The sequence below is a fragment of the Paenibacillus sp. V4I3 genome, from assembly GCF_030817215.1.
GTDB lineage: Bacteria > Bacillota > Bacilli > Paenibacillales > NBRC-103111 > Paenibacillus_E.
The window spans coordinates 3,729,777-3,752,945 of record NZ_JAUSZA010000001.1; the positions used below are offsets into that span (position 1 = coordinate 3,729,777).

19 protein-coding genes are annotated in these 23,169 nt (G+C 46.1%); 17 read left to right on the forward strand and 2 right to left on the reverse strand.

Annotation, left to right across the window (positions count from 1 at the left end; genetic code table 11):
- Window positions 1-9 precede the first annotated feature (9 nt).
- The gene (locus QFZ77_RS17085) at window positions 10-2,604 is read left to right on the forward strand and encodes a glycoside hydrolase family 2 protein (protein ID WP_307441267.1); all 2,595 of its coding nucleotides are present in this window, start codon (window positions 10-12) and stop codon (window positions 2,602-2,604) included.
- A gap of 180 nt (window positions 2,605-2,784) precedes the next feature.
- A complete protein-coding gene (locus tag QFZ77_RS17090) occupies window positions 2,785-3,591 on the forward strand; it encodes a DeoR/GlpR family DNA-binding transcription regulator (RefSeq protein WP_307441269.1) in 807 nt (268 codons plus the stop codon).
- 204 nt (window positions 3,592-3,795) lie between these two features.
- Here QFZ77_RS17090 and QFZ77_RS17095 read toward each other — a convergent pair whose 3' ends face one another.
- On the reverse strand, window positions 3,796-4,227 hold the full coding sequence (locus tag QFZ77_RS17095) for an Lrp/AsnC family transcriptional regulator (protein ID WP_307441270.1): 432 nt from the start codon (window positions 4,225-4,227) through the stop codon (window positions 3,796-3,798).
- Between the two features lie 125 nt (window positions 4,228-4,352).
- On the opposite strand from QFZ77_RS17095, the gene QFZ77_RS17100 reads away from it, so the two are divergent.
- A complete protein-coding gene (locus QFZ77_RS17100; RefSeq protein WP_307441272.1) occupies window positions 4,353-5,099 on the forward strand; it encodes an MBL fold metallo-hydrolase in 747 nt (248 codons plus the stop codon).
- 618 nt (window positions 5,100-5,717) lie between these two features.
- On the opposite strand, the gene QFZ77_RS17105 is transcribed toward QFZ77_RS17100, so the two are convergent.
- Entirely contained in the window at window positions 5,718-6,413 is a 696-nt protein-coding gene (locus QFZ77_RS17105) for a metal-dependent hydrolase (RefSeq protein ID WP_307441273.1), read from the reverse strand.
- 127 nt (window positions 6,414-6,540) lie between these two features.
- Between QFZ77_RS17105 and QFZ77_RS17110 the strand changes: the two genes are divergently transcribed.
- The 14 genes from QFZ77_RS17110 to QFZ77_RS17175 all read left to right on the forward strand — a co-directional run bounded on the left by QFZ77_RS17110 (window position 6,541) and on the right by QFZ77_RS17175 (window position 23,159).
- A complete protein-coding gene (locus QFZ77_RS17110) occupies window positions 6,541-7,332 on the forward strand; it encodes a PaaX family transcriptional regulator C-terminal domain-containing protein (protein WP_307441274.1) in 792 nt (263 codons plus the stop codon).
- A gap of 529 nt (window positions 7,333-7,861) precedes the next feature.
- The gene (locus QFZ77_RS17115) at window positions 7,862-8,860 is read left to right on the forward strand and encodes a LacI family DNA-binding transcriptional regulator (RefSeq protein WP_307441275.1); all 999 of its coding nucleotides are present in this window, start codon (window positions 7,862-7,864) and stop codon (window positions 8,858-8,860) included.
- A gap of 16 nt (window positions 8,861-8,876) precedes the next feature.
- The gene (locus QFZ77_RS17120; protein WP_307441276.1) at window positions 8,877-9,749 is read left to right on the forward strand and encodes a carbohydrate ABC transporter permease; all 873 of its coding nucleotides are present in this window, start codon (window positions 8,877-8,879) and stop codon (window positions 9,747-9,749) included.
- Window positions 9,750-9,762: 13 nt separating this feature from the next.
- Window positions 9,763-10,605, forward strand: a complete 843-nt coding sequence (locus QFZ77_RS17125) for a carbohydrate ABC transporter permease (RefSeq protein WP_307441278.1) — start codon at window positions 9,763-9,765, stop codon at window positions 10,603-10,605.
- 103 nt (window positions 10,606-10,708) lie between these two features.
- Entirely contained in the window at window positions 10,709-12,013 is a 1,305-nt protein-coding gene (locus tag QFZ77_RS17130) for an ABC transporter substrate-binding protein (RefSeq protein WP_307441280.1), read from the forward strand.
- Window positions 12,014-12,080: 67 nt separating this feature from the next.
- Window positions 12,081-13,346, forward strand: coding sequence for an amidohydrolase family protein (locus tag QFZ77_RS17135; protein WP_307441281.1), 1,266 nt, complete (start codon window positions 12,081-12,083; stop codon window positions 13,344-13,346).
- 2 nt (window positions 13,347-13,348) lie between these two features.
- On the forward strand, window positions 13,349-15,388 hold the full coding sequence (locus QFZ77_RS17140) for an AGE family epimerase/isomerase (protein ID WP_307441282.1): 2,040 nt from the start codon (window positions 13,349-13,351) through the stop codon (window positions 15,386-15,388).
- 106 nt (window positions 15,389-15,494) lie between these two features.
- Window positions 15,495-16,157: an aspartate/glutamate racemase family protein gene (locus QFZ77_RS17145; RefSeq protein WP_307441284.1), complete on the forward strand. Its 663-nt coding sequence runs from the start codon at window positions 15,495-15,497 to the stop codon at window positions 16,155-16,157.
- Window positions 16,158-16,202: 45 nt separating this feature from the next.
- A complete protein-coding gene (locus QFZ77_RS17150) occupies window positions 16,203-17,123 on the forward strand; it encodes a class II fructose-bisphosphate aldolase (RefSeq protein WP_307441285.1) in 921 nt (306 codons plus the stop codon).
- Between the two features lie 17 nt (window positions 17,124-17,140).
- The gene (locus tag QFZ77_RS17155) at window positions 17,141-19,573 is read left to right on the forward strand and encodes an alpha-mannosidase (protein WP_307441287.1); all 2,433 of its coding nucleotides are present in this window, start codon (window positions 17,141-17,143) and stop codon (window positions 19,571-19,573) included.
- Entirely contained in the window at window positions 19,574-20,236 is a 663-nt protein-coding gene (locus QFZ77_RS17160) for a class II aldolase/adducin family protein (protein WP_307441290.1), read from the forward strand.
- On the forward strand, window positions 20,233-21,525 hold the full coding sequence (locus tag QFZ77_RS17165; RefSeq protein ID WP_307441292.1) for a four-carbon acid sugar kinase family protein: 1,293 nt from the start codon (window positions 20,233-20,235) through the stop codon (window positions 21,523-21,525). The genes QFZ77_RS17160 and QFZ77_RS17165 overlap by 4 nt, the downstream gene beginning before the upstream one ends.
- Before the next feature lie 24 nt (window positions 21,526-21,549).
- Window positions 21,550-22,182, forward strand: a complete 633-nt coding sequence (locus tag QFZ77_RS17170) for a D-sedoheptulose-7-phosphate isomerase (RefSeq protein ID WP_307441294.1) — start codon at window positions 21,550-21,552, stop codon at window positions 22,180-22,182.
- Entirely contained in the window at window positions 22,179-23,159 is a 981-nt protein-coding gene (locus QFZ77_RS17175; RefSeq protein ID WP_307441296.1) for an ROK family protein, read from the forward strand. The genes QFZ77_RS17170 and QFZ77_RS17175 overlap by 4 nt, the downstream gene beginning before the upstream one ends.
- Window positions 23,160-23,169 lie beyond the last annotated feature (10 nt).

Sequence of the window (23,169 nt, forward strand, 5' to 3'; positions counted from 1 at the left end):
GTGAGAGAGATGGCAGTAAAGCAAATAAGTTTGAACGGAAACGATTGGCTTTTCAAAGACTTCTTGGGTGAAGACTGGATATGGCGAAATGCCGAAAAAGCCGACTCCAAAGATAGTCGTTGGTGGAGGAAAGGGGCGGTTCCTGGAACGGTCCTCTATGACCTTTGGCAAAATGGTGAGGTTTCGGACCCCTACTTTGAGCGTAATAGTCTTTTGGCGGAATGGGTGCCTGAACGAACGTGGATTTATAAAAAAACGTTCGACATCGATGCTTCATTGTTTGGTCAGCGCGTTCAGCTTCATTTTAAGGGTGTTGATTTTGAGGCGCAGTTTTTCCTGAATGGAACCCAAATTGGTCATCACAAAGGCATGTTTACGGCAGCCGTATTTGATGTCACGGATACCCTTCACTATGGCGGGTCCAACCTATTGTCTGTTGTGATAGAAAAAGCACCGGACGAACAGCCGCAAGTTAGCAAAACAAGTTACGTTCGCGAACATAAAAGCCGGATGACTTATTGGTGGGATTTCTGTCCGCGGATGATTCATCAAGGGATATGGGACGATGTGTATTTGGATGTCACAGGTCCGATTCGTATCGAGGATATTTATGTGAGATCAACGCTTTCCAATGATTTTGAACTAGCAAATCTTACAATAGATTCGACGCTTTCCTCTGCGAAACAGGCGGAAGTACGTGTGGAGACCTGCATTTTTTCAGGTGAAGAGCAAGTTAGTTCTGTCGTATCCGATCACTTCATAAGTGAGGGAGAAACCAAGCTTAGCTCCACTTTGCAGCTTAACTATCCACGTCTATGGCAGCCGAATGGTTCGGGAGAAGCCCATTTGTATCGAGTTCGAATTAACGTGTTTGAAAAGATAAATGAGCCTGGGGGACGTGCTGACAGCCTACTTAGTTCTGTTAAAGAAACAACGTTCGGCATTCGAACAGTGGCATGGCATCGGAATGAAACACCTGATCAAACGGCAAGGCCTTATGTGCTAGTGGTGAATGGGCATAAAACGTACATCAAAGGCTGGAACTGGGTACCTATGGATGTCATGTATGGTAGAGAGCAGCCGGTTAAGCTAGAAAGACTGTTAACATTAGCCAAGCAGGCGGGAGTTAATATGCTGCGCGTATGGGGTGGAGGGCTGATTGAGAAGGATGCCTTCTATGAGCTGTGTAATCGTTACGGCATCATGGTTTGGCAGGAATTCATTCAATCCAGCTCTGGGATTGCGAACAAACCAAGTGAAGATGAGGCTTTTATCACGATGATGGTGCAGGAAGCTGAACAAATCATTCCGAGAAAGAGAAATCATCCTTCCCTCGTATTGTGGTGTGGGGGTAACGAGCTGCAGGATAGCGATGATCGGCCGCTTGACGATACGGAGCCCGTATTGGGAGCCCTTAAACAAGTGGTTGAAACACTACATCCTGATGCACTTTGGCTGCCGACATCGCCTACCGGTCGATGCTTTTCGAATACGCTGGACAACATCGAGCAGGATCCTACTGGGCAGCATGACGTGCATGGGCCTTGGGAGTTCCAGGGATTGTCACAACAATATGAGCTCTATAACAAAGGAACCTCGCTGCTTCACAGTGAGTTCGGCGTAGAGGGAATGACGCATTTAAAGACGCTGAACCTTACGATATCTGAGTCCAACCAGTGGCCAGCGACCCGGGATAATCCTATTTATTTTCACCGAGGTTCCTGGTGGATTAATGAACCAATGATTCAGTCCTCCTTCGGAAATGAGCTTCATAATCCGGAAGAGCTGATAAGAGCTAGTCAGTTTCTACAAGCAGAAGGACTTCGGTATGCTGTTGAATCTAATCTTCGCCGGATGTGGCAAAATAGCGGAACACTTCCATGGCAGTTCAATGAGCCATTTCCAAATGCCTATTGCACTTCCGCGCTTGATTACTTTACGAACCCTAAGCCGGTTTACTACGCAATGGCTAGAGCTTATCAAACTATACAAGTTTCAGCCAGCTTTGCTATGATTGCATGGGAAGGCCAGGGAACTTTTAAAGCGGTTGTATGGGGTGTTCAGTCAGATAGAATCGAACTGGGGGAGTTAACCTCACAATGGTGTTTAGTTGGAGCAAGCGGACACCTATATTCGGAAGCCGAGTGGCAAGGAAAAGTGGTGTCCAATGCGGCCATCAGACTTGGGACATTTGAACTGCCTCTCCAGCAGCTGCAAGAGGATGTGTTTTTCTTCCGCATCAATCTGGTAAACGCCGCGAAGGAAGTCATTAGCAGTAATTGCTACCCTTTTAGCGTGACAGCTAATTTGGTGCCGATGTTAGTACTACCTCAAACCAGCATACAGGTGGAGAAAACGATTTCAGAGGAAGGGGCAATCTGGCAGCTTCAACTTACGAATGTTGGCACACAGGCTGCTTTTCTTGTTCATCTGGAGGATGCCCGTCCGGTTACGGCAGAAGGCTATGTTTATTATACGGATAATGATTTCTCATTACTCCCAGGCGAAAGTAAGTCAATTAACGTCCGATGGAGCTCCATTCCTGAAGCTGACCAGGAACTGAACATATCTGCTTGGAACAGCTCGGTTCAGTATATTTTATGATAGATAGAGCTTAATAGCCTCTTCAACTAGGGGTTTTAACGGGGATCGCTCTTGACAACCCTACTCAGAAAAGCGATATTAGAATTTACATATCTTCATTGAGAAATCCCCAATCAGAAATCCCTTTCTGATTCGGAAACTAATAGTGTAAAGGATTCGAGGATTAGAGGGGGATTGACTATGATTGCCATACATCGCAGAACCAAAATAAAAGAAATTCTCTTCCAAGAACGCAGTGTTAAAGTAGCGGATTTGGTAAAGGAATTCAATGTCTCCGAAGAAACCATTCGTCGCGATCTGAACCAATTGGAGCAGGAAGGCATCATTCAAAAAAATTACGGCGGCGCTATTTTGATAGAAGAATTGCAAAATAATTCACAAAATATCCCGCCAGTCGAGCAGCGGAGATTCCAATTTCACGAGGAGAAAGATGCGATCGGGAAAATGGCCGCTTTGCTGGTGGAAGGCAATCAAATCGTTATATTAGACGCTGGCTCAACAACATGGTGCGTGGCTCGTCACCTACGAAATGTACCAAAGTTGATGGTGGTTACGAACGGAACAGATGTAGCGGAGGAAAGCAGTCAAAATGAAGATGCTTCAGTATTCGTCATTGGCGGAAAGCTCATTAAGAAATCGATGAGTCTTGTTGGACCCCAGGCAGAACTAGAACTGCAAAAATATAATGCGGACTTCTCCTTTTTAGGTGCATCGGGGATATCCATGCGTAAAGGATTTACAAGCTCTGATCTCTATGAAGCTGAAGTTAAACGTGCCATGATATCAGCAGGACAAAAGATTGTCATTGTTGCCGATCATAGCAAATTCGAGCGGCAGGGATTGGTCTCCTTTTCCAGCTTTCAAGATGTTGATATTTTGGTTACTAGCGACCTAGTAGAACCGAGTATTCTTGATGATATCCGCCAGTGTGGTGTGCAGGTGATTGTTTGTCCTGTAAAGGAATTGATCCTAAACGAAGACGAATGAGAGTTGAAGTAACGGGTTGAGATAGTGGGTGGTCCGATAGAAGCCTTAAGGCTTCTAGGACCCCCGCTTTTTTTTACCACATAAGAAAGTATAAGTTTTTTCTAAAAGAAAACCTGACTTTCTTATTGGCGCGGTCGCTCATCTTCGAAAGGCCTCGATAGAGGTTTTCTCATTGAATTGCTACCTTGTGGGTGGGGAATTCAGCTATTTGATTTGGCCAATCGATAGGCTTACCTTGTAGTTGCCATACTTCAAGAGTTCGTCAAGGAAAACATTCAGTTCTATTGGCGTGCCGACGCGTACCCGCATCCAGTAGCATCCTTCGCCACTTACGCGATGCGTTTCAGCGACCTTATCATTTTGTTGAACAAACGTTTGAAACAAATGATGGGCGGTGTTCGATTTCATGAAAACGGTAACAAAGGCGTTCACGACTTGCCCTATTTTGTCCGGATTCCAGCGTAAAGTATAACCTTCAATGACACCCAGATCCTGCAGCTTTCGCACGCGAGCTCCAACCGCTTGCCCGGTCAAGTGAATAAGCTGACCAATTGCCTTGTGGGATTGGGTAGCGTCCTTTAGCAAATAATTCAATATACGAAGATCGACTTCATCGATCGTATGGTTGCTCAACATTAGGAAATTCCTTTCAATGTGAAAATGAAAGCCGATTTTTCGTTTCACCATGTCGTATTCGCTTATTCCGGCTTATCCTATAATTGTAACAGAACCATAAACTAAAAGATAAGAGGTATACGACAATGAAACTTCAATTGATCCGCCACGCAACGCTATGGCTGGAATATGCAGGAGTGCAATTCTTAATTGATCCGATGTTCTCCGACGAAAGGGTGAACCCACCGATCCCTAATTCAACGGACGATAGACGGAATCCTCTTGTTCCGTTGCCTTTTGCAATTCATGATGGATTTCGCCCAGATGCCGTACTCGTGACGCATTTGCACCGGGATCACTGGGATGATGCGGCTGCAGCGGCACTCTCCAAATCGACACCGATATTATGCCAACCGGACGATGATGCAGCGATCGCTTCCTTTGGTTTCACTTCGGTGACTGCGATCAATGAGACCTTAACTTTCAAAGGCATGACGATCATTCGAACAAGCGGGCAGCACGGTACAGGTGATATCGGGAAGAAAATGGGGCAAGTATCAGGCTTTGTCCTCAAAGCGGACGGCCAGCCGGCGCTGTACATCGCGGGGGACACAATTTGGTGTGACGATGTGAAGCAGGCACTAGATGCTCATCGGCCTAATATGACTGTCGTTAATGCTGGCGGCGCGAGATTCGCGGTGGGTGACTCGATCACGATGGATGCGGACGATGTGGTAGGCTTATGCCAGTACGCTCCGTATACAAAGGTTGTTGCAGTGCATATGGATACGATAAACCATTGTCTCGTCACGAGAGCGGATTTGCACACTCGTTTGACGGCTGAAGGGCTGCTTGATCAAGTCGCGATCCCGGGGGACGGCGATTGGGTATAACATAGACAAGAAGTACTTGTGATGTACATGTTTCGTGCGACCGCGGCTTGCTGGATGAGACGTATGTTTATCAATATTTGCACGAGAACATGTAGAGCGAAGTCGCTGGAGTTTCAAGCATTTAAGCGGTAACTTCAGTCTAATGTAGTGTAGTGCTTACGAAAACAAAATAAGCCCATACCCGTATTTTGGAAGCAAATTGATTTTCCAATTCATAAGGATATGGGCTTCTTTGATCTTAAATAAGGCAGTGTAGGGTCTCGTCACTTATAAAACATCATCGTCTGCTAATAAAGTTTGCCGAAGTTCATCCAAAGTTGCCTTGGCCATTTCTTGTGCAGTAGGATACTTCAGTGCCAGTTATTCCAACATAAAGGGGTAAAAAGCTCTGGAGTTATCTTGGCCTTCGTTAGTGCTCGTATCCGTAAGCAAAAAATTATTCAACTTATGATCACCTATTCGCATCAATTGCACCAGATTAACCAAGTTTTCTTAAGAGCTCCGCAATGGGCCCAATGTAGCATGTCAGGTTTTAGAACCGGTGCATTACCCAAAATAAACTGAGAGGTCGAGAATCCGCCTCAATAACTTTAAAGGGCTTCGGCGTTGACACCCACTTTATTTTACAAGTTTAAGCTGTTCTCCTGGCTGGAGAGCGAAGCCTTCGATTCCTTGCTCCTTCAGCTGTGCGGTGAAGGCTGCAGTATCTTGCACGATGCCTGGGAATGTGCTGTGATGAATCGGGATCACGTTCTTTGCTTGCAGCCACTTTGCTGCAATCAGAGCATCTTTAGGTCCCATTGTGTAAAAATCCCCGATCGGCAGTACCGCGTAATCAATATCGTGAAGCTCGCCGATCATTTTCATATCTCCGAACAAGGAGGTGTCGCCGGCATGATAAAGCGTAACTCCGTTCCAATCCATGACAAATCCGCCCGGCATGCCTGCATAGACGATGCTTTGGGAATCGTCCGCTATAATAGAAGAGCTGTGGAATGCGTGAACAAGCTTTGCTCTGGCAAATCCCAAGTCCACAGTTCCTCCGATGTTCATTCCGATCGTCTTCAGGCCCTTCCAAGAGTAATAGGTAGCGAGCTCAAAGGTGGCGACAATGGTCGCATCGTTAGCTCTGGCGATAGCTTCCGCATCAGCGGTGTGATCCGTGTGTCCGTGTGTAAGCAAGATGTATTGAACTTGAATGTCCTCGGCTTTCGCTTTGGCGACGGGATTGCCGCTCAGGAACGGATCGATGATGATCGAGCGCTCTCCGTCCGAGATCTGAATGCAAGAGTGTCCGTGAAAAATAAGGTTCATTTTTTTCTCCTCCGTATACTATTTATTATTCGTTTGACGACAATGCGAGTATATTCTTTATTTCTTTTTTTGTCAAATTACTGTAATATGATGATAGCAAGTATTCTGGAAGGGGATCAAAAACCGAATGCTGTCAATCGAGAAGCAGATACTTTTCCTGCTGACAAAAAAGCGTTGCATGCATGCTAAAGAATTAGTACAAATTTATACGAAACGCGGCTATAAGGAGCAGTCGATCAGGAACGTTCTATCACGAATGAAGAAAGAAAAGTATATTCATGCGGAAGAGCGTTCCCTGTATTCCATAATGGACAAAGGGGAGCAGTTTTTATCCTTCGTGAACAGGAAACCGTGGCAATACGATGTGGACTGGAACCGCAAATGGTATTTCGTGCACTTCGAGGTACCGGAGTCAGAGAGGCAAAGAAGGGATCAATTCCGTTTGCAGCTGCTGCAGCTTGGCTTCGGTCAACTGTATAAAGGCGTTTATGTCTCTCCTTGGGATTACAGTAAGCAGCTTTTGTCCTGGATTCATGCGGCCTCCATGGATGAATACGTCACTATCTCGGAAGCGTCGATTTTGTTTCGGGATATTACCCCCGAGCGGGCAGCCGACATTTGGCCTCTAGCCGGCATCCATCGCCTGCATCAGGAGAAATGGCAATGGTATCAAGACGAATTTGTGCCGGCGTTGAATAAGGAAATCAGAGGCAGGATGGATCCCTTAGAGCTGTTTGTCCTTTATTTGCATGTCGGAGAGGTTATCAGCGAGATTAGCCTTAGGGATCCCATGCTTCCGGTGTCTCTGCTTCCATACGATTGGATGGGGCACCGCGTAATCGCCGAGTTGTATCGTTCGTTTCAGTCGTTCGCCACCCTCATCCCCAGCTCTTCAAATTATTATCAATTTCTCGTGTAAACACATGAGTATCCGGACAATGCTGCCCGTAATGTGAGCAAAGGCTGTCGTTCATGCCGGCAGCCTTTCAAGGTGGCAACAACGAAATGGAGGTCAGCTTATTGTAAATCAGCATATTGAAAATATAGATGAAGTGGTTGAAACGTAGCCTGTGTGGAATGTTTATATATCACTTTTGAAGTTGTTTTTATACCACAAAGTGCAGTTTGAAACAAATGAATACGAACAACAACTAGGTTTGTTTATTTGTTAAATTAAGTATTGACAATCTTATGTGTAAGCGATAACATGTAACTATAGAAATCGGTAAATAAACGAATCGCCATTATCCAAATTGGGAACGATCCCAAACAAGCGTGGGGAAACTTAATAAGCAAGCCCCTTTTTTTGAAAACAAAATGGGAACGTTCTCAAAAAGTGAGATCACCTATCGAAGTAAACAAAAAAACGATCTTTTATCCTTAAAATGGGAACGTTCCCGAAAATAAAAATTTAATCGCTTTTGTTCGAGTATAGAGGAGGGCAGCCAATGAATCCAACGATTCATGACGTCGCAAGAGTGGCGAATACATCCAAAAGTACAGTATCACGTTATTTAAATGGTCAGAAGGTAAAGAAAGCAACAGAAGAGGCCTTAGAGAGGGCGATTATAACTCTTAATTACCATCGGAATGAAAATGCTCGTAGGTTAGTCATGAGTCGGACGAATACGATTGGTATCGTGGTCGACAACATTTCGAACATCTTCTATTCGGGCATAATTAAAGGGATTGAAGCCGTAGCTAATAAGAAAGGCTATAACTGTATATTCTATAGCGGAACTTCAAATGCCAAACAAGAGGCGTCCTTTCTCCATCTACTTTTCGAAGGACAGGTTGACGGCATTATTCTTCTTAGCTTCCAGAAGCGGGATCCACTTGAACTGGAGCGAATGATGGATGTTCCTTATCCGCTTGCATTAATTGGCGATCATGGGGAAATGGACGGTTTATTCTCAGTTGATATCGACAACGCTTCAGGAGTTGCTGATCTGGTTACCTATCTGCATGAATTAGGGCATCGTCGAGTGGCCTATATTTCAGGTCCTGCTCACATGGGACCTATCAAGTACAGATTGAAAGGCTTGCAGCAGAAGATGCACGAATTGCAAATGGAATTCCGGCCTGAGTGGGTCGTCGCGTCGGATTGGACGAATCAAGGCGGATACGAGGCCATGAAAGAACTGCTTAAAGAAGAAGGCTATACGGCAGTCATTGCCTCCAGTGATGAAACAGCGATCGGTGCACTTCGCGCGTTACAGGAGCAAGGGATTCAAGTGCCTAACCAAATGTCAATCGTCGGATTTGATGATATCACCTTGTCAAGTTGGGTTTCCCCGCCATTGACTACGGTTCGCCAGCCGCTACAGCAGGTAGGGATGAAGGCAGCGGAAGGCTTGTTTGCTCAAATAGAAGGAGAAGATGTAGAGAGAACGTCTCATTTATTTAAACCGACACTGATTACTCGTCAATCTTGTACCAAACTTTAGAAAAGAGTTGAGACCGATGATTTCAAAAATCAATAAGTCGAATTACGGATATCTATTTGTAGCTCCATTTTTTATAGGATTTAGCATCTTTGGTTTGATTCCGATTTTATATACGTTTTATTTAAGCTTTACAAAATGGGATGGATTTACGGATCCCGTTTATGTCGGCTTGGCCAACTATTCACGCCTTTTGCATGATACGTTCTTCTATCAAACGATAGGGAACACCTTGATTATTTGGGTCATGTCGATTGTTCCACAACTGGTCATTGCCCTTGTTCTTGCGATTATTTTGAATGAGAAATTCATTCGCGGCAAGCATTTTTTTCGGGCTGTGTACTATTTTCCTCATATCATTACACCGATTACGCTTGGCGTCATGTTCAGCTTAATGTTCGACTGGCAAACGGGTTCGGTCAATAAAGTGCTGATGGATTTAGGAATCGTTAGCGAGCCAGTGAACTGGTTCAGCAGTCCTTGGTGGTCGCGCACGATTGTAGCGGGAGTCATTTGCTGGCAATATTTTGGATTTAATCTGATCGTGTTTGTCGCGGGACTGCAATCCATTTCAGAAGAAGTGTACGAAGCTGCGAAGATGGATGGCGCGAATAAATGGAAAAGCACCCTATATATTACGCTCCCCATGCTGCGACCTGTCTTTCTGTTCACCTTCATTACCTCAGTAATTGGGGGTCTACAATTATTTGATGCGCCACTGATGCTCGGAGATGGTCCTAATAATACGACCCGAACAATGGTTATGTACCTCTATCAAACCGCATTCAAAAATTTCGATTACAGCTACGGAGCAACAGTCGCGTATGGTATTTTCGTTGTTGTCATGATCTTGACGGCGATTACAGCGAAAGCTTCAAAGCTCAATGAGTAGGAGGTGACGACCCTTGATTAAGAAAGCGTTTCAATTCGATTGGTTTATTTTGAAAATCATCATCTATGTGGTGTTAATTGCTATAGCTTTAACTTGCTTACTGCCTTTTTACAGCATGATCATTACTTCAACGCACAACAACTCAGACATTGCTCGGAAGCTGCTCATCGTGCCTGGCGACCAGTTCTTAGTGAACTATCATAGGCTGATTGAAACCGTTAACATCTGGCGTGGTTTAGGTAATACGTTATTCATCACCATAACGGCGACGCTCATTAATGTTTATTTTGCTGCGTTAGCTGGTTATGGATTCTCGAAATACAACTTTCGTTACAAAGGCGTATTATTCATGATTACCCTAGGGACAATGATGATTCCTGGACAATTGGGGATTATCGGGTTTTATAAATTAATGGATGTATTCCATATGTTGAACACTTATTATCCGCTCTTGCTCACCTCCGTCTACAACGCGTTTGGTATTTTTCTAGTCAAACAGTTCGCGGACACATCGGTACCAACCGAAATTATCGAATCTGGAAGAATAGACGGTTATGGTGAAATGCAGCTTTTCCATCGCATCATTTTACCGTTAATGAGCCCTGCACTTGCCACGTTAGCGATCTTTGCTTTCATTGGGAAATGGAATGACTTTTTAGTTCCGATGATTATTTTGTTCGATGCTGACATGCAAACCTTGCCCGTCATGATTGCGAGTGTCAAATCACAGTTTTCATCCGACTTTGGGGCTCAATACGTAGGAATTGTGATATCGGTCGTCCCGATCCTGGTGTTCTTTTCTTTTATGTCCAAGCGGATTATTAACGGGGTTGCAGCTGGGGCTGTAAAGGGCTGATGCGTAGACATCGAGAGGAGTGATGCGCGCCAATATATATCGTCATCTTAGCCAGCAAAACATCACTTATACATTTAAATTTACTCCGAAGGGGAGCTATGTCTTGAAAGCACAAAAATGGGCTTCTATTTTAATGACAACAGTACTTGCGACAGGTGTTCTAACGGCTTGCGGCTCTAAATCAAATAACAATAGTTCAGCGACGAATAGTCCGGCAGCATCGGCCGCTCCGGTTGATCCAGCTAAGCTTTCCGGTACTCTTTCCTTATGGACTTTCTTTGATGGAACAAAAGGCATTGCGTCAGCATTTGAGAAGAAATATCCGAATGTCAAAGTTGACGTTAAGGTGTTCCCTGGCGATCAATATCAAATCAAACTTTTGTCAGCACTGCAATCTGGCAAAGATGTGCCTGACGTACTTGACCTAGAAAGAAGTTATGTTGGCAAATTCATTGAATCTCCATTTTTGATGGATCTAGCACCGATTGGCGCTGCTGATTTAGTGAAAAACTACATTCCATATGTCTCTGAGCTTGGTAAATCGTCGGACGGCAAAATCAAAGCGATTTCCGACCAATCCTCTCCAGGCGGCTTCTGGTATTTGAAGGAAAATGCGAAAAAGTTCCTCGGTACGGATGATTCGAACCAAATCAGCGAAATGGTGAACAGCTACGATAAGATCATTGAGCTCGGTAAAAAAGTTGCGAAGCAAAGCGATGGCAAGGTTCATTTAATTGCGAATACAGGGGACTTGAATGACATTGCCAGCTACAATACACAGCCTTTCTATGTGAATGGCAAATTAAATGTCGATCCGAAATGGGAAAAAGTATATAACAGTCAAAAAGAAATTCGTGCGAATAACGTAGATGCGAAATTACCATTCATGTCAGCGGGCTGGGGTAATGCACTTAATGACGGAAGTGTTGTATTGGTAGCGATGCCTGCTTGGGCAACATTCATGATCGGTAACAAAGATAACAAAGCCGTTGGTAAGTTTGGCGTTGCCAAAACACCAGAAGGTTTCTACAACGGTGGAACATTCCGTGCTATTTATAATAAAACGGCCAATAAAGACATCGCTGCTGAGTTTATCAAATTCTCTGCAAGCGCTGAATGGCAGAACGCAGATCTGATTGCAAGAGGGAACATGCCAGCACTTCAAAGTGTTTATGATGCAAATGTAGATAAGTATACAGCCCCGTTAACTGGCGATCAAAAAGTACTGCAGCCTTACTACGCAATGATGAAGTCAATGCCAGTGATTAAGTCTGATAAATACAGTGATTCGATTCTAGGTCTCTGGAGAAAAGTAGCAAGTCAAGGACTTACAGACAATAAAAGCTATGCGGATGTTGTAGCAGCCTTCCAAAAAGAAGTGAAAGCAGCGTTCCCAGAGCTTCAGTAATTGTAAAAAAGAAAAGCGGCTGCTTCGTAAGAAGCAGCCGCATATTTAGAAGGAGAGAGACCAGCTAATGAGCATCCTTCATGATTATGTTAACCGAATCCGCATCATTGACGGTCATGAACACCTGGCAACACCGCAAATTCGAAAAAGAGAAGATCATGATTTGTTTTCCCTGCTGCATTACTTGGACTCTGACTTTTATAGCGCAGGCATGAAAATGGGTGCGTTAGGAAGACAAAGTTCATTAGATGTAGAACAAAAGGCTACCTTGTTTATGGACTTTTGGCATAAAACGAAAAATACAACGTATGCCCGGATGTTTCGTACAGCAATGGAAGATTTATATGAGCTCAACGAGTGGAACGTGAATGGCCTACTAGAGGCGAATGTAAAAGTGTCCCAAGCAACGCACAATCCTAACTGGTATGAGCATGTGATGGCCCAAAAGTCCGGAATTGATCTTGCCTTTACACTGATCCAGACGACGAAACTTGCGTACGTGCGTTTTCGTCCCATCATGTTTATGGATTTTACTTTCAAACTACGAACATTGAAGGATATCACTACTGTCGAGAGAATGTCTGGCGTTACGGTCTATCATCTGCGCCAATATTTGGAGGCAGTGGATACCTTATTGCATAAATATGTCCAGGAGGGCATGGTCGCAACAAAGTTTGGGCATGCCTACTGGCGCTCCCTATCCTGCGGTAAACCGACATTACATGAAGCGGAGTTAGCTTTCAATCGTCTGCTGGGTTGTACCTTGGAGGAATCGCTCTCCCAAGCTGAAACGCAAGCGCTGCAGGATTATTTGATCCATTTTATCATCCAACGTTCGATTGCTTATGATCTACCGATTCAAATTCATACAGGTCATCATGAAGTAAGTGTTTCTTCCAACGGCAACTCATTAACGAATTCGAATGTGGAGTTGCTGATTCCACTGCTGCTGGAATACACGGAAGCAAGGTTTGTTCTGCTCCACAGCGGATACCCCTATTACTTGCCTTATTTAAGTATTGTAAAAAATTTCCCGAATGTCTACGCAGATTTTACTTGGGTATATATTATTTCACCTACAGCAGCTAAACAAATATTGCATCAGGTTATTGAAATGGTGCCGATGACGAAAATTCAAGGCTTTGGCGGCGATTATAACTATATCGAAGGGACATATGCCCACCAGAAGCTGGCCCGCAAAGTGGTGGCAGATGTCTTGACGGAAAAGGTGGCAGATGGCGCACTTGACGAATCAGATGCCATGACCTTTGCTGATCGGATTTTCCGAACGAATTTAATCGAATTATATAAGCTGAAAGGTTTGGAGGAATAGCGATGCAGTGGAAGATATCGGATAACGGCTTAGAGCATGCAGTGAAGGCATTTGAGATTACTACGGCTGACTCCAAGCAGCAAGCAAGTCTTCGGTTTTCCAAATTGTTATCGGCAAGTGGCATGAACGGGGAGCAGGAAATCGTACCCGTCGATGAAATAACGTCAACATCTGAGGGGCTGAAGGCTTCGGGGGAATCGGAAAGCTTTAAAGTACGATCAAGCTGGAAGCAGATGAGCGATATTTGCGACTATTTCGAAGTACACATGGAAGTTCAATACGAGGGCAAGCAAGCCTCTGCTTACAATTTGCAGTTTGGCTGCAGCCTTGAAGGAACGGGCAAACCGGACTGGATGATTCCCGGCGCTTTTTATAAAGAAAACCGTTTCGAAAAAAATCTGCGCCCCTACCCTCGCTATGACTTTAAAGGGGGCGAAGCTCAACAAATGGTATCTGATTATTGGTCATTTCGTGCAGATCGTGCAGCTCTTCCCGCTGTATTCGCATGGAATGACGGGATGTGCGGGGCTCTTTGTACGGATGAAATGTCCCCGCTTGGACTTAGTGGTCTAGGCTTTCGAGGCAATGCAGCAGGGACGGAAATTTGGCTTAACTTTCCCTACAAGGAGGAGCCTGTTACGTTCATTGGGAATGCCGTGCCAGCACCAGCGGATTTGCATATGCATACGTTCCAACCGGGAGAGAAAGTAGAACTTCACTTCTATGTTTACGCAGGCACTTCTGACGCGCACAGCTACAATCCTTTCGTTCGTCAAATGTATGCCATACATCGTCAAGTAAATGGGCTTAATCCATGGATGGGCTTGGAGCAAGCAGCAGAACTAACGGCGCACGGCTTGTACGAATGGCACTATGATAAAGAGAACGACATTCTTAGAGAAACGGCTGCTTTCGACCGCGAGTTTAACAACAATGTCAAAGGAATGGGCGATCGACCGCACATGCATGTCAGTTGGGTAAGCGGTGTGCCTTATGCCTACGCCTTGTTGACTTATGGCAGGAAAAAAGAGACTTCATCTTATATCGAAGCAGGCATCAGAGTCATAGATAAAATCGCGACAGGGCTTGCACCGAGCGGAACGTTCTGGGCTTCATGGGAGCTCGGAAGAGGCTGGACGGCGGGCTGGAATCCGAAAAAGACGTGGCTGCAGGCTAGAACCATATCTGAAGCAACGTTGTTCCTTGTTCGGGCGCTTGCTTTTGAGAGAGAAGCAGGTGTCATGCATCCTGAATGGGAGCATGCTGTCCTCTCCAATCTTCGCTTCGCGGTGGAACATCAGCGCTCCGATGGGAACTTCGGCTCCTACTATGATTGTGAGACTGGCGAAGTACAGGAGTGGGATGGCGCAGGCGGTATGCTGTGGATTGCCGCTCTTCTGGAGGGAGCCGCTTACTTTGAAGACGAAGGCTTCGCAGCCGCTGCGGTTCGGGGAGGAAGCTATTATGAACGTTTCATTCGTGACGAATATATGTATGGCGCTCCCGAGGACGTCCACTTAACACCGACTTCGGAGGATGCATACAACGCGGTCGTGTCCTACGTTCTGTTGTATGAATTCAATCGACAGCCGCTCTGGCTGGAGCTTGCTTCTAGTGCTGCGGATTGGATGATGACTTTCCGTTGGACTTACAATTTACAATTTCCTAAGCATTCTCTTCTCGCACAGTACGATTACTGTTCGCGCGGGGCGGATCAGGCATCAACATCCAATCAACATTTACACAATTATGGACTTTTTGCTGTACCAGAGATGCTTCGGCTATGGACTTATACAGGAGACCGATATTATCTAGATCGTACACGAGATCATATTTCTTGCTTCCTGCAGTTTATCGCGCGCGAAGATGGCGACTTCAATGCTTACAAAGGTATGGTAACGGAACGTTTCTACAATACGAATTGCTTCCAGCCGAAGGGAATGATGCTGACGCTTTCCCATTCTTGGTGCATTGGACTCATTTTATATGCGGCTCAGGTATCTCTACCTTATGAAAATGACTTAGATTTATTCGATCGTTAATTGAAGTGGAGCGAGTAAAGTAGGCTGCGTTGCAGCCTATGTAACTTTTGGGAACGTACCCAAAATGCCAGATAACGTGTTGCAAACACGCAAAGGAGCGATTTCGATGACAAAAAAACTAGCCATTATCCATACAACGCCTGTAACGGTGGAAAGTTTAAAAGCATTAGCCTCAGAGCTTCTGCCTGGGGTTGAAGTGATGAACTGGGTGGATGATTCCATTTTGCCGCAGCTCGCAGCGAATGGCGGGCAAATCAATGAGATAGAAGAGCGGTTCCTTCAGTACGCTCAAATTGCCGAGAAAGCAGGTGCTTCTTGCATTTTGAGCGCTTGTTCGTCTATTGGTGAACTGGTTGCCCGCGTACAACCTAAGCTCCGTATTCCCATCATTCGTATCGACGACCCGATGGCAGAGTTGGCGGTGAATTCAGCACTCAAGATTGGTGTTGCGGCAACGCTCGAAACGACATTGCAGCCGACGAAACGAATGCTCATCAGCAAAGCGGAGCAAGCTGGCAAAGCGGTACAAATTGATACAGTCGTCGCAAAATCTGCTTATCAGAAGCTCCTCGCTGGAGATAAGAAGGGACATGATGAAGAACTCGCATCTGTACTCCGCAACCTTGCAGCCAATACGGATGTCGTTTTGCTTGCGCAGGCTTCTATGGCCCGCGTGATTTCGCAATTTGCTCCAGAGGAACAAGCTCGTTTTCTCAGCAGCCCGCGTTTAGGTATGCTGCGGGTTAAACAAGTCATGGATCAACTATAGCGTTACCTCATTACTAGAAGCTTTATTAAAAGGAGAATTACAACGATGACAAACACAACACCAACTTCACCGGTAATCACATTAAAACAAGCACTTGAGATTTCTGAAGCGAACCATTTTGCGATTGGCTCTTTCTCGCCGCGTTATACCCCCATGATTGCAGCCGTTCTGAAAGCGGGCCAAATCGCGAACTCACCTTTGATTGTTCAAATTTCACATAAAGAATTGATTCGTTATGGGATCACGGCAGCCGAATTTGGAGAAGAATTTTACCGCCAGGTAAAGGAGCAGCAAATCACAGTTCCTGTCGTACTGCATTTGGATCACACGAAGGAATTAGAAACCATTAAAGAAGCAATCGCAGCGGGCTTTACGTCGGTCATGATTGATGCATCGGAGAAACCTTTTGCCGAAAATGCGGAGATTAGCAAGGAAGTTGTGGCATATGCCCATACGAAAGGTGTTTCCGTAGAAGCCGATCTGGGAATGATTGGCACAACAGACTTCGTAGAAACGGATAAAGATGAAGAATTATATACGAATCCACAGGAAGCGGCTGAGTTTGTCGCGATTACCGGTGTTGATGCGCTTGCTGTGTCTTGCGGTACCGCACATGGCGTGTATGTCGTGAAGCAGCCCAAAATCGATTATGACCGCCTGATGGAAATTCGCAGATTGACCCCTGTTCATCTTGTCCTGCATGGCGGTTCGGGCGTACCACCTGAAATGATGCGCAGAGCCTACCAATTGCCAGGCGGCGGTGTTAGCAAAGTGAATATCGCAACAGATTTGGAGCTTTCGCTGCTTAAAGCACTTGGACGCGAAGAACGGATGACCAATCAAGAATGTAAAAAATTAGCGCCAGATATGCTGCAAGTCGGACGTGATGCCGTTACTCAAACGGTGATGGAAAAAATGAAGCACTTTTTGAACAGCGCTGGTAAAGCGGATGTTTTTAACAAATAGATCGGGGGATTCTCTCAATGAAAGATAACAAACTCTATATGATTGGTAACGCACATCTGGATCCGGTTTGGTTATGGCAATGGCAGGAAGGATTCCAAGAAGCGAAGGCTACATTCCGTTCTGCTCTAGACCGGATGACAGAGTCCGAAGATTTTATTTTCACTTCCAGCTCTGCTGCGATGTACGAGTGGATTGAAAATAACGAGCCTAAGATGTTCGCGGAGATCAAAAAGCGCGTGCAGGAAGGACGCTGGAATATTGTCGGCGGTTGGTGGATTCAACCTGACTGCAACATTCCGAATGGGGAATCCTTCGTCCGTCAAGGGCTGTACGGTCAACATTACTTCAAAGAGAAGTTCGGGGTAACAGCTAAAGTTGGCTATAACGTAGACAGCTTTGGGCATAACGGTATGCTGCCGCAAATTCTGAAGAAGAGCGGGATGGATTATTACGTGATGATGCGTCCGATGCCGAATGAAAAAGGGCTGCCAAGCCGTCTGTTCATGTGGGAATCGGATGATGGCTCACAAGTCATGACATTCCGCATCATGTATGAATATTTGTCTTGGGGCAAGGATTTGGAAAACCATGTTCGCCGCTGCCTGGGCGAATTCAAAGAGCCGCTTAACGAGTTGATGCTGTTCTATGGCGTTGGCAATCATGGGGGCGGCCCAACGAAGGAAAATATCGAGAGTATTCGCCGCATGAACGAGGATCCATCGCTGCCTAAGCTGGAGTTTGCAACGCCGGATGCGTATTTCAAAGAGATGGAGAGCAAGAACTTAAAGCTGCCGGTCGTTCATGATGATTTGCAGCACCATGCTAGCGGCTGCTACGCTGCGCATTCTGGTATTAAGCATTGGAATCGTAAAGCAGAGAATCGCTTAATGGCCGCAGAGAAGTACTCGGCGCTCGCTTCATGGATCACTGGTCAACCTTATCCCGCAGAATTCAAGCAAGCTTGGAAAAATGTGCTCTTTAATCAGTTCCATGACATATTGGCAGGAACCAGCTTGGAGTCTGCTTATGAAGACGCGATGTATTTGTACGGGGAAGCCATGGCTATCGCGGATCGTTCCCTTAATTATGCGGTTCAATCTTTGTCATGGAACATAAACATTGAGCAAGATGTAACCATGAAGCCGATTGTTGTTTTTAACCCTCATACGTGGGAAAGCCGTGTAAACGTTGAGCTTGAAGTAGGAGGCATCAAACCCACTACTGTATTGCTTGATGACAAAGGGAACCCGGTGCCATTCCAGACGGTACAATCGCAAGCGTCTGCAAACGGCCGTTTCCGTCTTAGCTTTATGGCTGATCTGCCTTCCATGGGATATCGGGTATATAAATTGGTGGCTGAGTCAGCCTCGCACAAATCGGTTGGTGAACCGATCCAAGCTAGTGATTTGGTCATGGAAAATAAACGTTTCCGCTTGGAGTTCGATAAAGAAACAGGCTACATCAAGAGCCTGCATGATAAAGTGGTCGATCATGAAGTGTTTAAAGGAGATGGAGCCAAGCCCATCGTCTTGGATGATAAATCGGATACTTGGAGCCATGATGTCCTGCATTTTAACCAGAAGGCAGGTACGTTCAAAGCGAAAAAGGTGTTCCGTGTCGAGCACGGCCCCGTTAAATCGGTCATCCGTGTTGTGAGTGAGTATGGCAGCTCAAAGCTAGTTCAAGATTTCGCCATGTATGCGGATCGCGATCAAATTGATGTGCAGGTGATGGTGGATTGGCGCGAGTCCTTCAAAATGTTGAAGCTGGTTTTCCCAGTGAATGTCATCTTTAGTAAGCAAACCTATGAAATACCTTACGGTACGATTGAACGTGAACATAACGGCGAAGAAGAACCAGGATTAACGTGGATTGATTACTCGGGTGTGACTCGAAAAGGCAACATCATGTACGGCCTCAGCCTAATGAATGATGCGAAATACAGCTATAGCATTCATAACCAAGACATGGCGTTGACTGTACTGAGAAGTCCTATTTACGCACACCATGTGCCTTATGAACCAGATCCGAACGGTGAGTATTCCTTTATCGATCAGGGTATTCAGCGTTTCTCTTACTCCTTGCTGCCTCATGAAGGTACGTGGGAGCATGCAGGTACGGTGAAGCGTGCAGCAGAACTTAACTGCAAGCCAATTGCGGTTATTGAATCGTTCCATGAAGGGGAGCTTGCGCAAACCGATTCCTATGTAAAAGTAAACCGCGACAATATCGTTGTTAGTGCGATCAAGAAAGCCGAAGATAACGAGGACCTCATTGTTCGTGTCTATGAAACGAATAAATCCGCTACGTCAGCCGAGATCGAGCTGCCTAGATGGAAGCGTGTCATTAAGGCAGATTTTAAACCATGCGAGATCAAAACCTTCCGCGTGCCGAAGAATCCGGAATTGCCGATCAAAGAAACCAATATGCTGGAATGGGATGTGGAGTAGATGAAGGCATCGGTTTGGCAGCAGCTGCAGGAAGCCGGGCGTTACATGCTGAATAACGGCTTGGCTTGGGGAAACGCAGGCAATATCAGTGCGCGGACCAAAGCTGACCACTATTTGATTACAGCAAGCGGTACAGACCTAGGGGAACTCAGCGAAGACGACTTCGTTGAGTGCTCTTTATCTGAGGGAGGCTCATCGTCCTCAGCAGCAGGGAAGAAGCCATCCAAAGAAGTGCCCATGCACCAAGCCATTTATGAATCTCGTCCTGATGTAGGTGCCGTGCTTCATGCTTCACCCTTTTACAGCACGATGCTAGCCTGTTCGGCAGAACATTTGCCATCCGAATGGTTTGTTGAAACGATGTATTATTTGGAACGCATAGAACGCGTTCCTTATTTTCATCCAGGTTCACGTGAGCTTGGTGATGCAGTGCGTGAGAAGGCTTGCAAAGCAAATGTGCTTTTCCTCGAAAATCACGGTGTGCTTGTTTATGACAAGAATGTGAAGGAAGCACGCATGGCCATGCACACACTTGAAATGGCTTGCAAGATGTATGTGATGGCGAAGAGTTCGGGGATTTCCCTGCGCAAGCTGCCAGAAGACGTGGTTCAAAGCTTCTTGAACGAGTCGGGCTATAGGCCAAGAAGGAGGTTCTCCGATTGATTGGTATTATCGCAGACGATATTACAGGGGCTAATGACATCGGCATCATGTACGCTAAGGCAAGCATCACCACGCATGTTTACCCGATGGAGGCGTGGACTGGGAGAGAACAGAGCAGTGGCGCCGATCCGGAAGTGCTTGTTCTCGACACGCACTCCCGATTAGATACGCCGGATGATGCTTACACGAAGGTGTACCAGATGACGAAGCGGCTGCAGGAAGCTGGGTGCGCACGTTTTATCAATAAAACGTGCTCTGTTTTCCGAGGCAATATCGGGACAGAATTTGATGCCATGCTTGATGCACTTGAGGCATCTTTTGGCATAGTAGTGCTTGGTTTTCCGAAAAATGGACGTACTACCTTGAATGGCATTCATTATGTGCATGGTAAAAAACTGGAAGAATCCGAATTTCGAAACGATCCTGTGCATCCGATGCTCAGTTCTAATTTAGTCGATATTTTACAATCACAAACAGACCGCAGAGTAGGACTTATTCCCATTCATATTGTAGAACAGGGTGCTTCTATCTTAGAGGAGCAAATTGCAGTGATGAAGCAATCAGGCTTCACCTATGTCATCCTCGATGTCCGTGATCAGCAGTCACTGAAAATTATTGCGCAAGCGCTTCAGGATGAGCCGATTATTTGCGGAAGCTCAGCTTTGGCCGAGGAGCTGGCGTTGTTAGAAAAGCCGAATGCCGTACAAATGGGTGTTACGAATAAACTGCCAGCGCTTGGACGCCCAGCTGTATTATGCGCCGCAGGCAGCTTAATGCCGCAAACGGCTGCACAAATTACCTATGCAAAAAAGCATGGCCTGACAGCGTTAGAGCTTGAATCACTGCTCTTATTTAACCCTGTTGAAAAGCAGGCACATTGCAAGCAATTGGTCGAACAAGCGTCGAGATTTCTGAAGGACGGTCAGGACGTACTCATTCACGCCTCGAATAGTCCGCACAAGGTGGCGGCGACGAAAGTAAAGGGTGTTGAACTCGGTTACGGCAATACGGAAGTGTCCGTTATCGTTTCGAAGGCGCTATCCGACGTCATACAATCGGTCGTCGATGAGACAGGGCAGGAACGTCTGCTCATCGCTGGAGGGGAAACGTCCGCTGCCGTATGCGATAAGCTGGGCATTGGCGGACTTAGCATCTGGCAAGAAATTGAGCCAGGATTGCCATCCTGTTTAACGATCCAAACGCCGCAGCGCTTTTTGGTGTTGAAATCAGGCAGCTTTGGCAGCGAACCCTTTTTCATAGAAGCTATTGAACACTTGAAACAAACATAACCTGTATTAGGAGGAGATTGACGTATGAGTCAAACGTTGAAGCAACTTTTCGTGAAATATCCAGACTTGGAACCGTGTCGTTCATCGATCCAAGAGGCATTTGAAGCTATGAGGATGTCGTTTGAAAAGGGAGGCAAAATGCTGCTTGCCGGTAACGGAGGAAGTGCAGCTGATTGTGAACACGTTGTGGGCGAGTTGATGAAAGGATTTATGTCACCGCGCAAGCTGCCCAAGGAGCAAAGTGACAAAATGATGCTTCATGGCGAAGATCAGGGAACGTATTTGGCTGATCATTTGCAAGGTGCGCTGCCGGCCATTTCGCTTGTCAGCCATACAGCGTTTGCAACAGCTTTCAATAATGATGTGGCGGCTGACATGGTATTCGCGCAGCAGGTATACGGCTACGGTAAGCCAGAGGATACACTCGTTGTATTCAGTACATCGGGTAACTCGGCTAATATTGTACACGCGGTGCAAGTTGCCAAAGCACTTGGTGTCTATACCATTGGTTTGACGGGTGAAGGCGGTGGTCGCTTAAAAGAACTTTGCGATGTAACGATCCGCGTGCCTTATCGTTCAACACCAGACATTCAGGAACGCCATCTTCCCATCTACCATGTGCTATGCATGATGCTGGAGGAGGCATTTTTCGTATGAATCTTCTGCTGGGTGGCATTGATATCGGAGGTACGAAGTGTGCAGCGGTACTTGGCATAACGGCTGGAGAGACCGTTAACATCTTAGATAAAATAAGCTTTCCCACTCCGGCAACGCCGGAAGAAGCACTTATGCAGCTTGGTGACGCGCTAGAGCAGCTGCAGAAACGCAACCCTGAAGGTAATCTGCAAGCCATCGGCATTAGCTGTGGCGGTCCATTAAGCAGTAAGGATGGCCTCGTGTTATCGCCGCCCAATTTACCTGGCTGGGACCATATTGATGTGCTAACCCCTTTTCGAGAACGTTTCCATGTAGCTGTCGGATTGCAAAATGACGCTAACGCCTGTGCGTTAGCTGAATGGAAATGGGGAGCCGGACGAGGTTCCCAGAATATGATCTTCTTGACCTTTGGTACCGGAATGGGTGCGGGTCTTATCCTAAATGGCCGCTTATATGCGGGTGCGAACGATATGGCCGGCGAGGTTGGGCATATCCGTTTAGCTGAGGAGGGTCCTCAAGGCTATGGGAAACCAGGTTCTTTCGAAGGCTTTTGCAGCGGTGGCGGTATTGCCCGGCTGGCTCAAAAGATGGCGGAAGACTGGTTCACAGCAGGAAACTCGTCGATTCTTCCAAATGCAAAGGATCAGCTCCAAGAGCTCACCGCGAAAGATGTATTTGAAGCCGCGCACGCTGGCGATGAGCTGGCGATGTTGGTCATCCGAAAGGTAAGTGGGCAGCTAGGCAGAGGTCTTGCGATCCTAATTGATATCCTCAATCCGGATACCATCGTCATCGGCAGTATTTATGAACGGCAGGAGTCCATGCTTGCCCCTTTTGTTATGGAGGAGCTAAAACGCGAGGCGCTGTCGATTTCACTAGGTGTTTGCGGAATTGTTCCTTCGGGTTTAAAGGATAATGTCGGAGATGCCGCCAGCTTATCCGTAGCACTTCACGAATTTGAACAACAACGGTTATAAGGAGGCCCCC

Excerpts from the sequence above, each read along its gene's own strand:
- QFZ77_RS17090 (WP_307441269.1), top strand. The coding sequence starts at position 2,785 with ATGATTGCCATACATCGCAGAACCAAAATAAAAGAAATTCTCTTCCAA.
- QFZ77_RS17110 (WP_307441274.1), top strand. The coding sequence starts at position 6,541 with ATGCTGTCAATCGAGAAGCAGATACTTTTCCTGCTGACAAAAAAGCGT.
- QFZ77_RS17170 (WP_307441294.1), top strand. The coding sequence starts at position 21,550 with ATGAGTCAAACGTTGAAGCAACTTTTCGTGAAATATCCAGACTTGGAA.
- QFZ77_RS17095 (WP_307441270.1), bottom strand. The coding sequence starts at position 4,227 with ATGTTGAGCAACCATACGATCGATGAAGTCGATCTTCGTATATTGAAT.
- QFZ77_RS17085 (WP_307441267.1), top strand. The coding sequence starts at position 10 with ATGGCAGTAAAGCAAATAAGTTTGAACGGAAACGATTGGCTTTTCAAA.
- QFZ77_RS17145 (WP_307441284.1), top strand. The coding sequence starts at position 15,495 with ATGACAAAAAAACTAGCCATTATCCATACAACGCCTGTAACGGTGGAA.
- QFZ77_RS17115 (WP_307441275.1), top strand. The coding sequence starts at position 7,862 with ATGAATCCAACGATTCATGACGTCGCAAGAGTGGCGAATACATCCAAA.
- QFZ77_RS17160 (WP_307441290.1), top strand. The coding sequence starts at position 19,574 with ATGAAGGCATCGGTTTGGCAGCAGCTGCAGGAAGCCGGGCGTTACATG.
- QFZ77_RS17175 (WP_307441296.1), top strand. The coding sequence starts at position 22,179 with ATGAATCTTCTGCTGGGTGGCATTGATATCGGAGGTACGAAGTGTGCA.
- QFZ77_RS17140 (WP_307441282.1), top strand. The coding sequence starts at position 13,349 with ATGCAGTGGAAGATATCGGATAACGGCTTAGAGCATGCAGTGAAGGCA.
- QFZ77_RS17150 (WP_307441285.1), top strand. The coding sequence starts at position 16,203 with ATGACAAACACAACACCAACTTCACCGGTAATCACATTAAAACAAGCA.
- QFZ77_RS17135 (WP_307441281.1), top strand. The coding sequence starts at position 12,081 with ATGAGCATCCTTCATGATTATGTTAACCGAATCCGCATCATTGACGGT.
- QFZ77_RS17155 (WP_307441287.1), top strand. The coding sequence starts at position 17,141 with ATGAAAGATAACAAACTCTATATGATTGGTAACGCACATCTGGATCCG.
- QFZ77_RS17120 (WP_307441276.1), top strand. The coding sequence starts at position 8,877 with ATGATTTCAAAAATCAATAAGTCGAATTACGGATATCTATTTGTAGCT.
- QFZ77_RS17100 (WP_307441272.1), top strand. The coding sequence starts at position 4,353 with ATGAAACTTCAATTGATCCGCCACGCAACGCTATGGCTGGAATATGCA.
- QFZ77_RS17105 (WP_307441273.1), bottom strand. The coding sequence starts at position 6,413 with ATGAACCTTATTTTTCACGGACACTCTTGCATTCAGATCTCGGACGGA.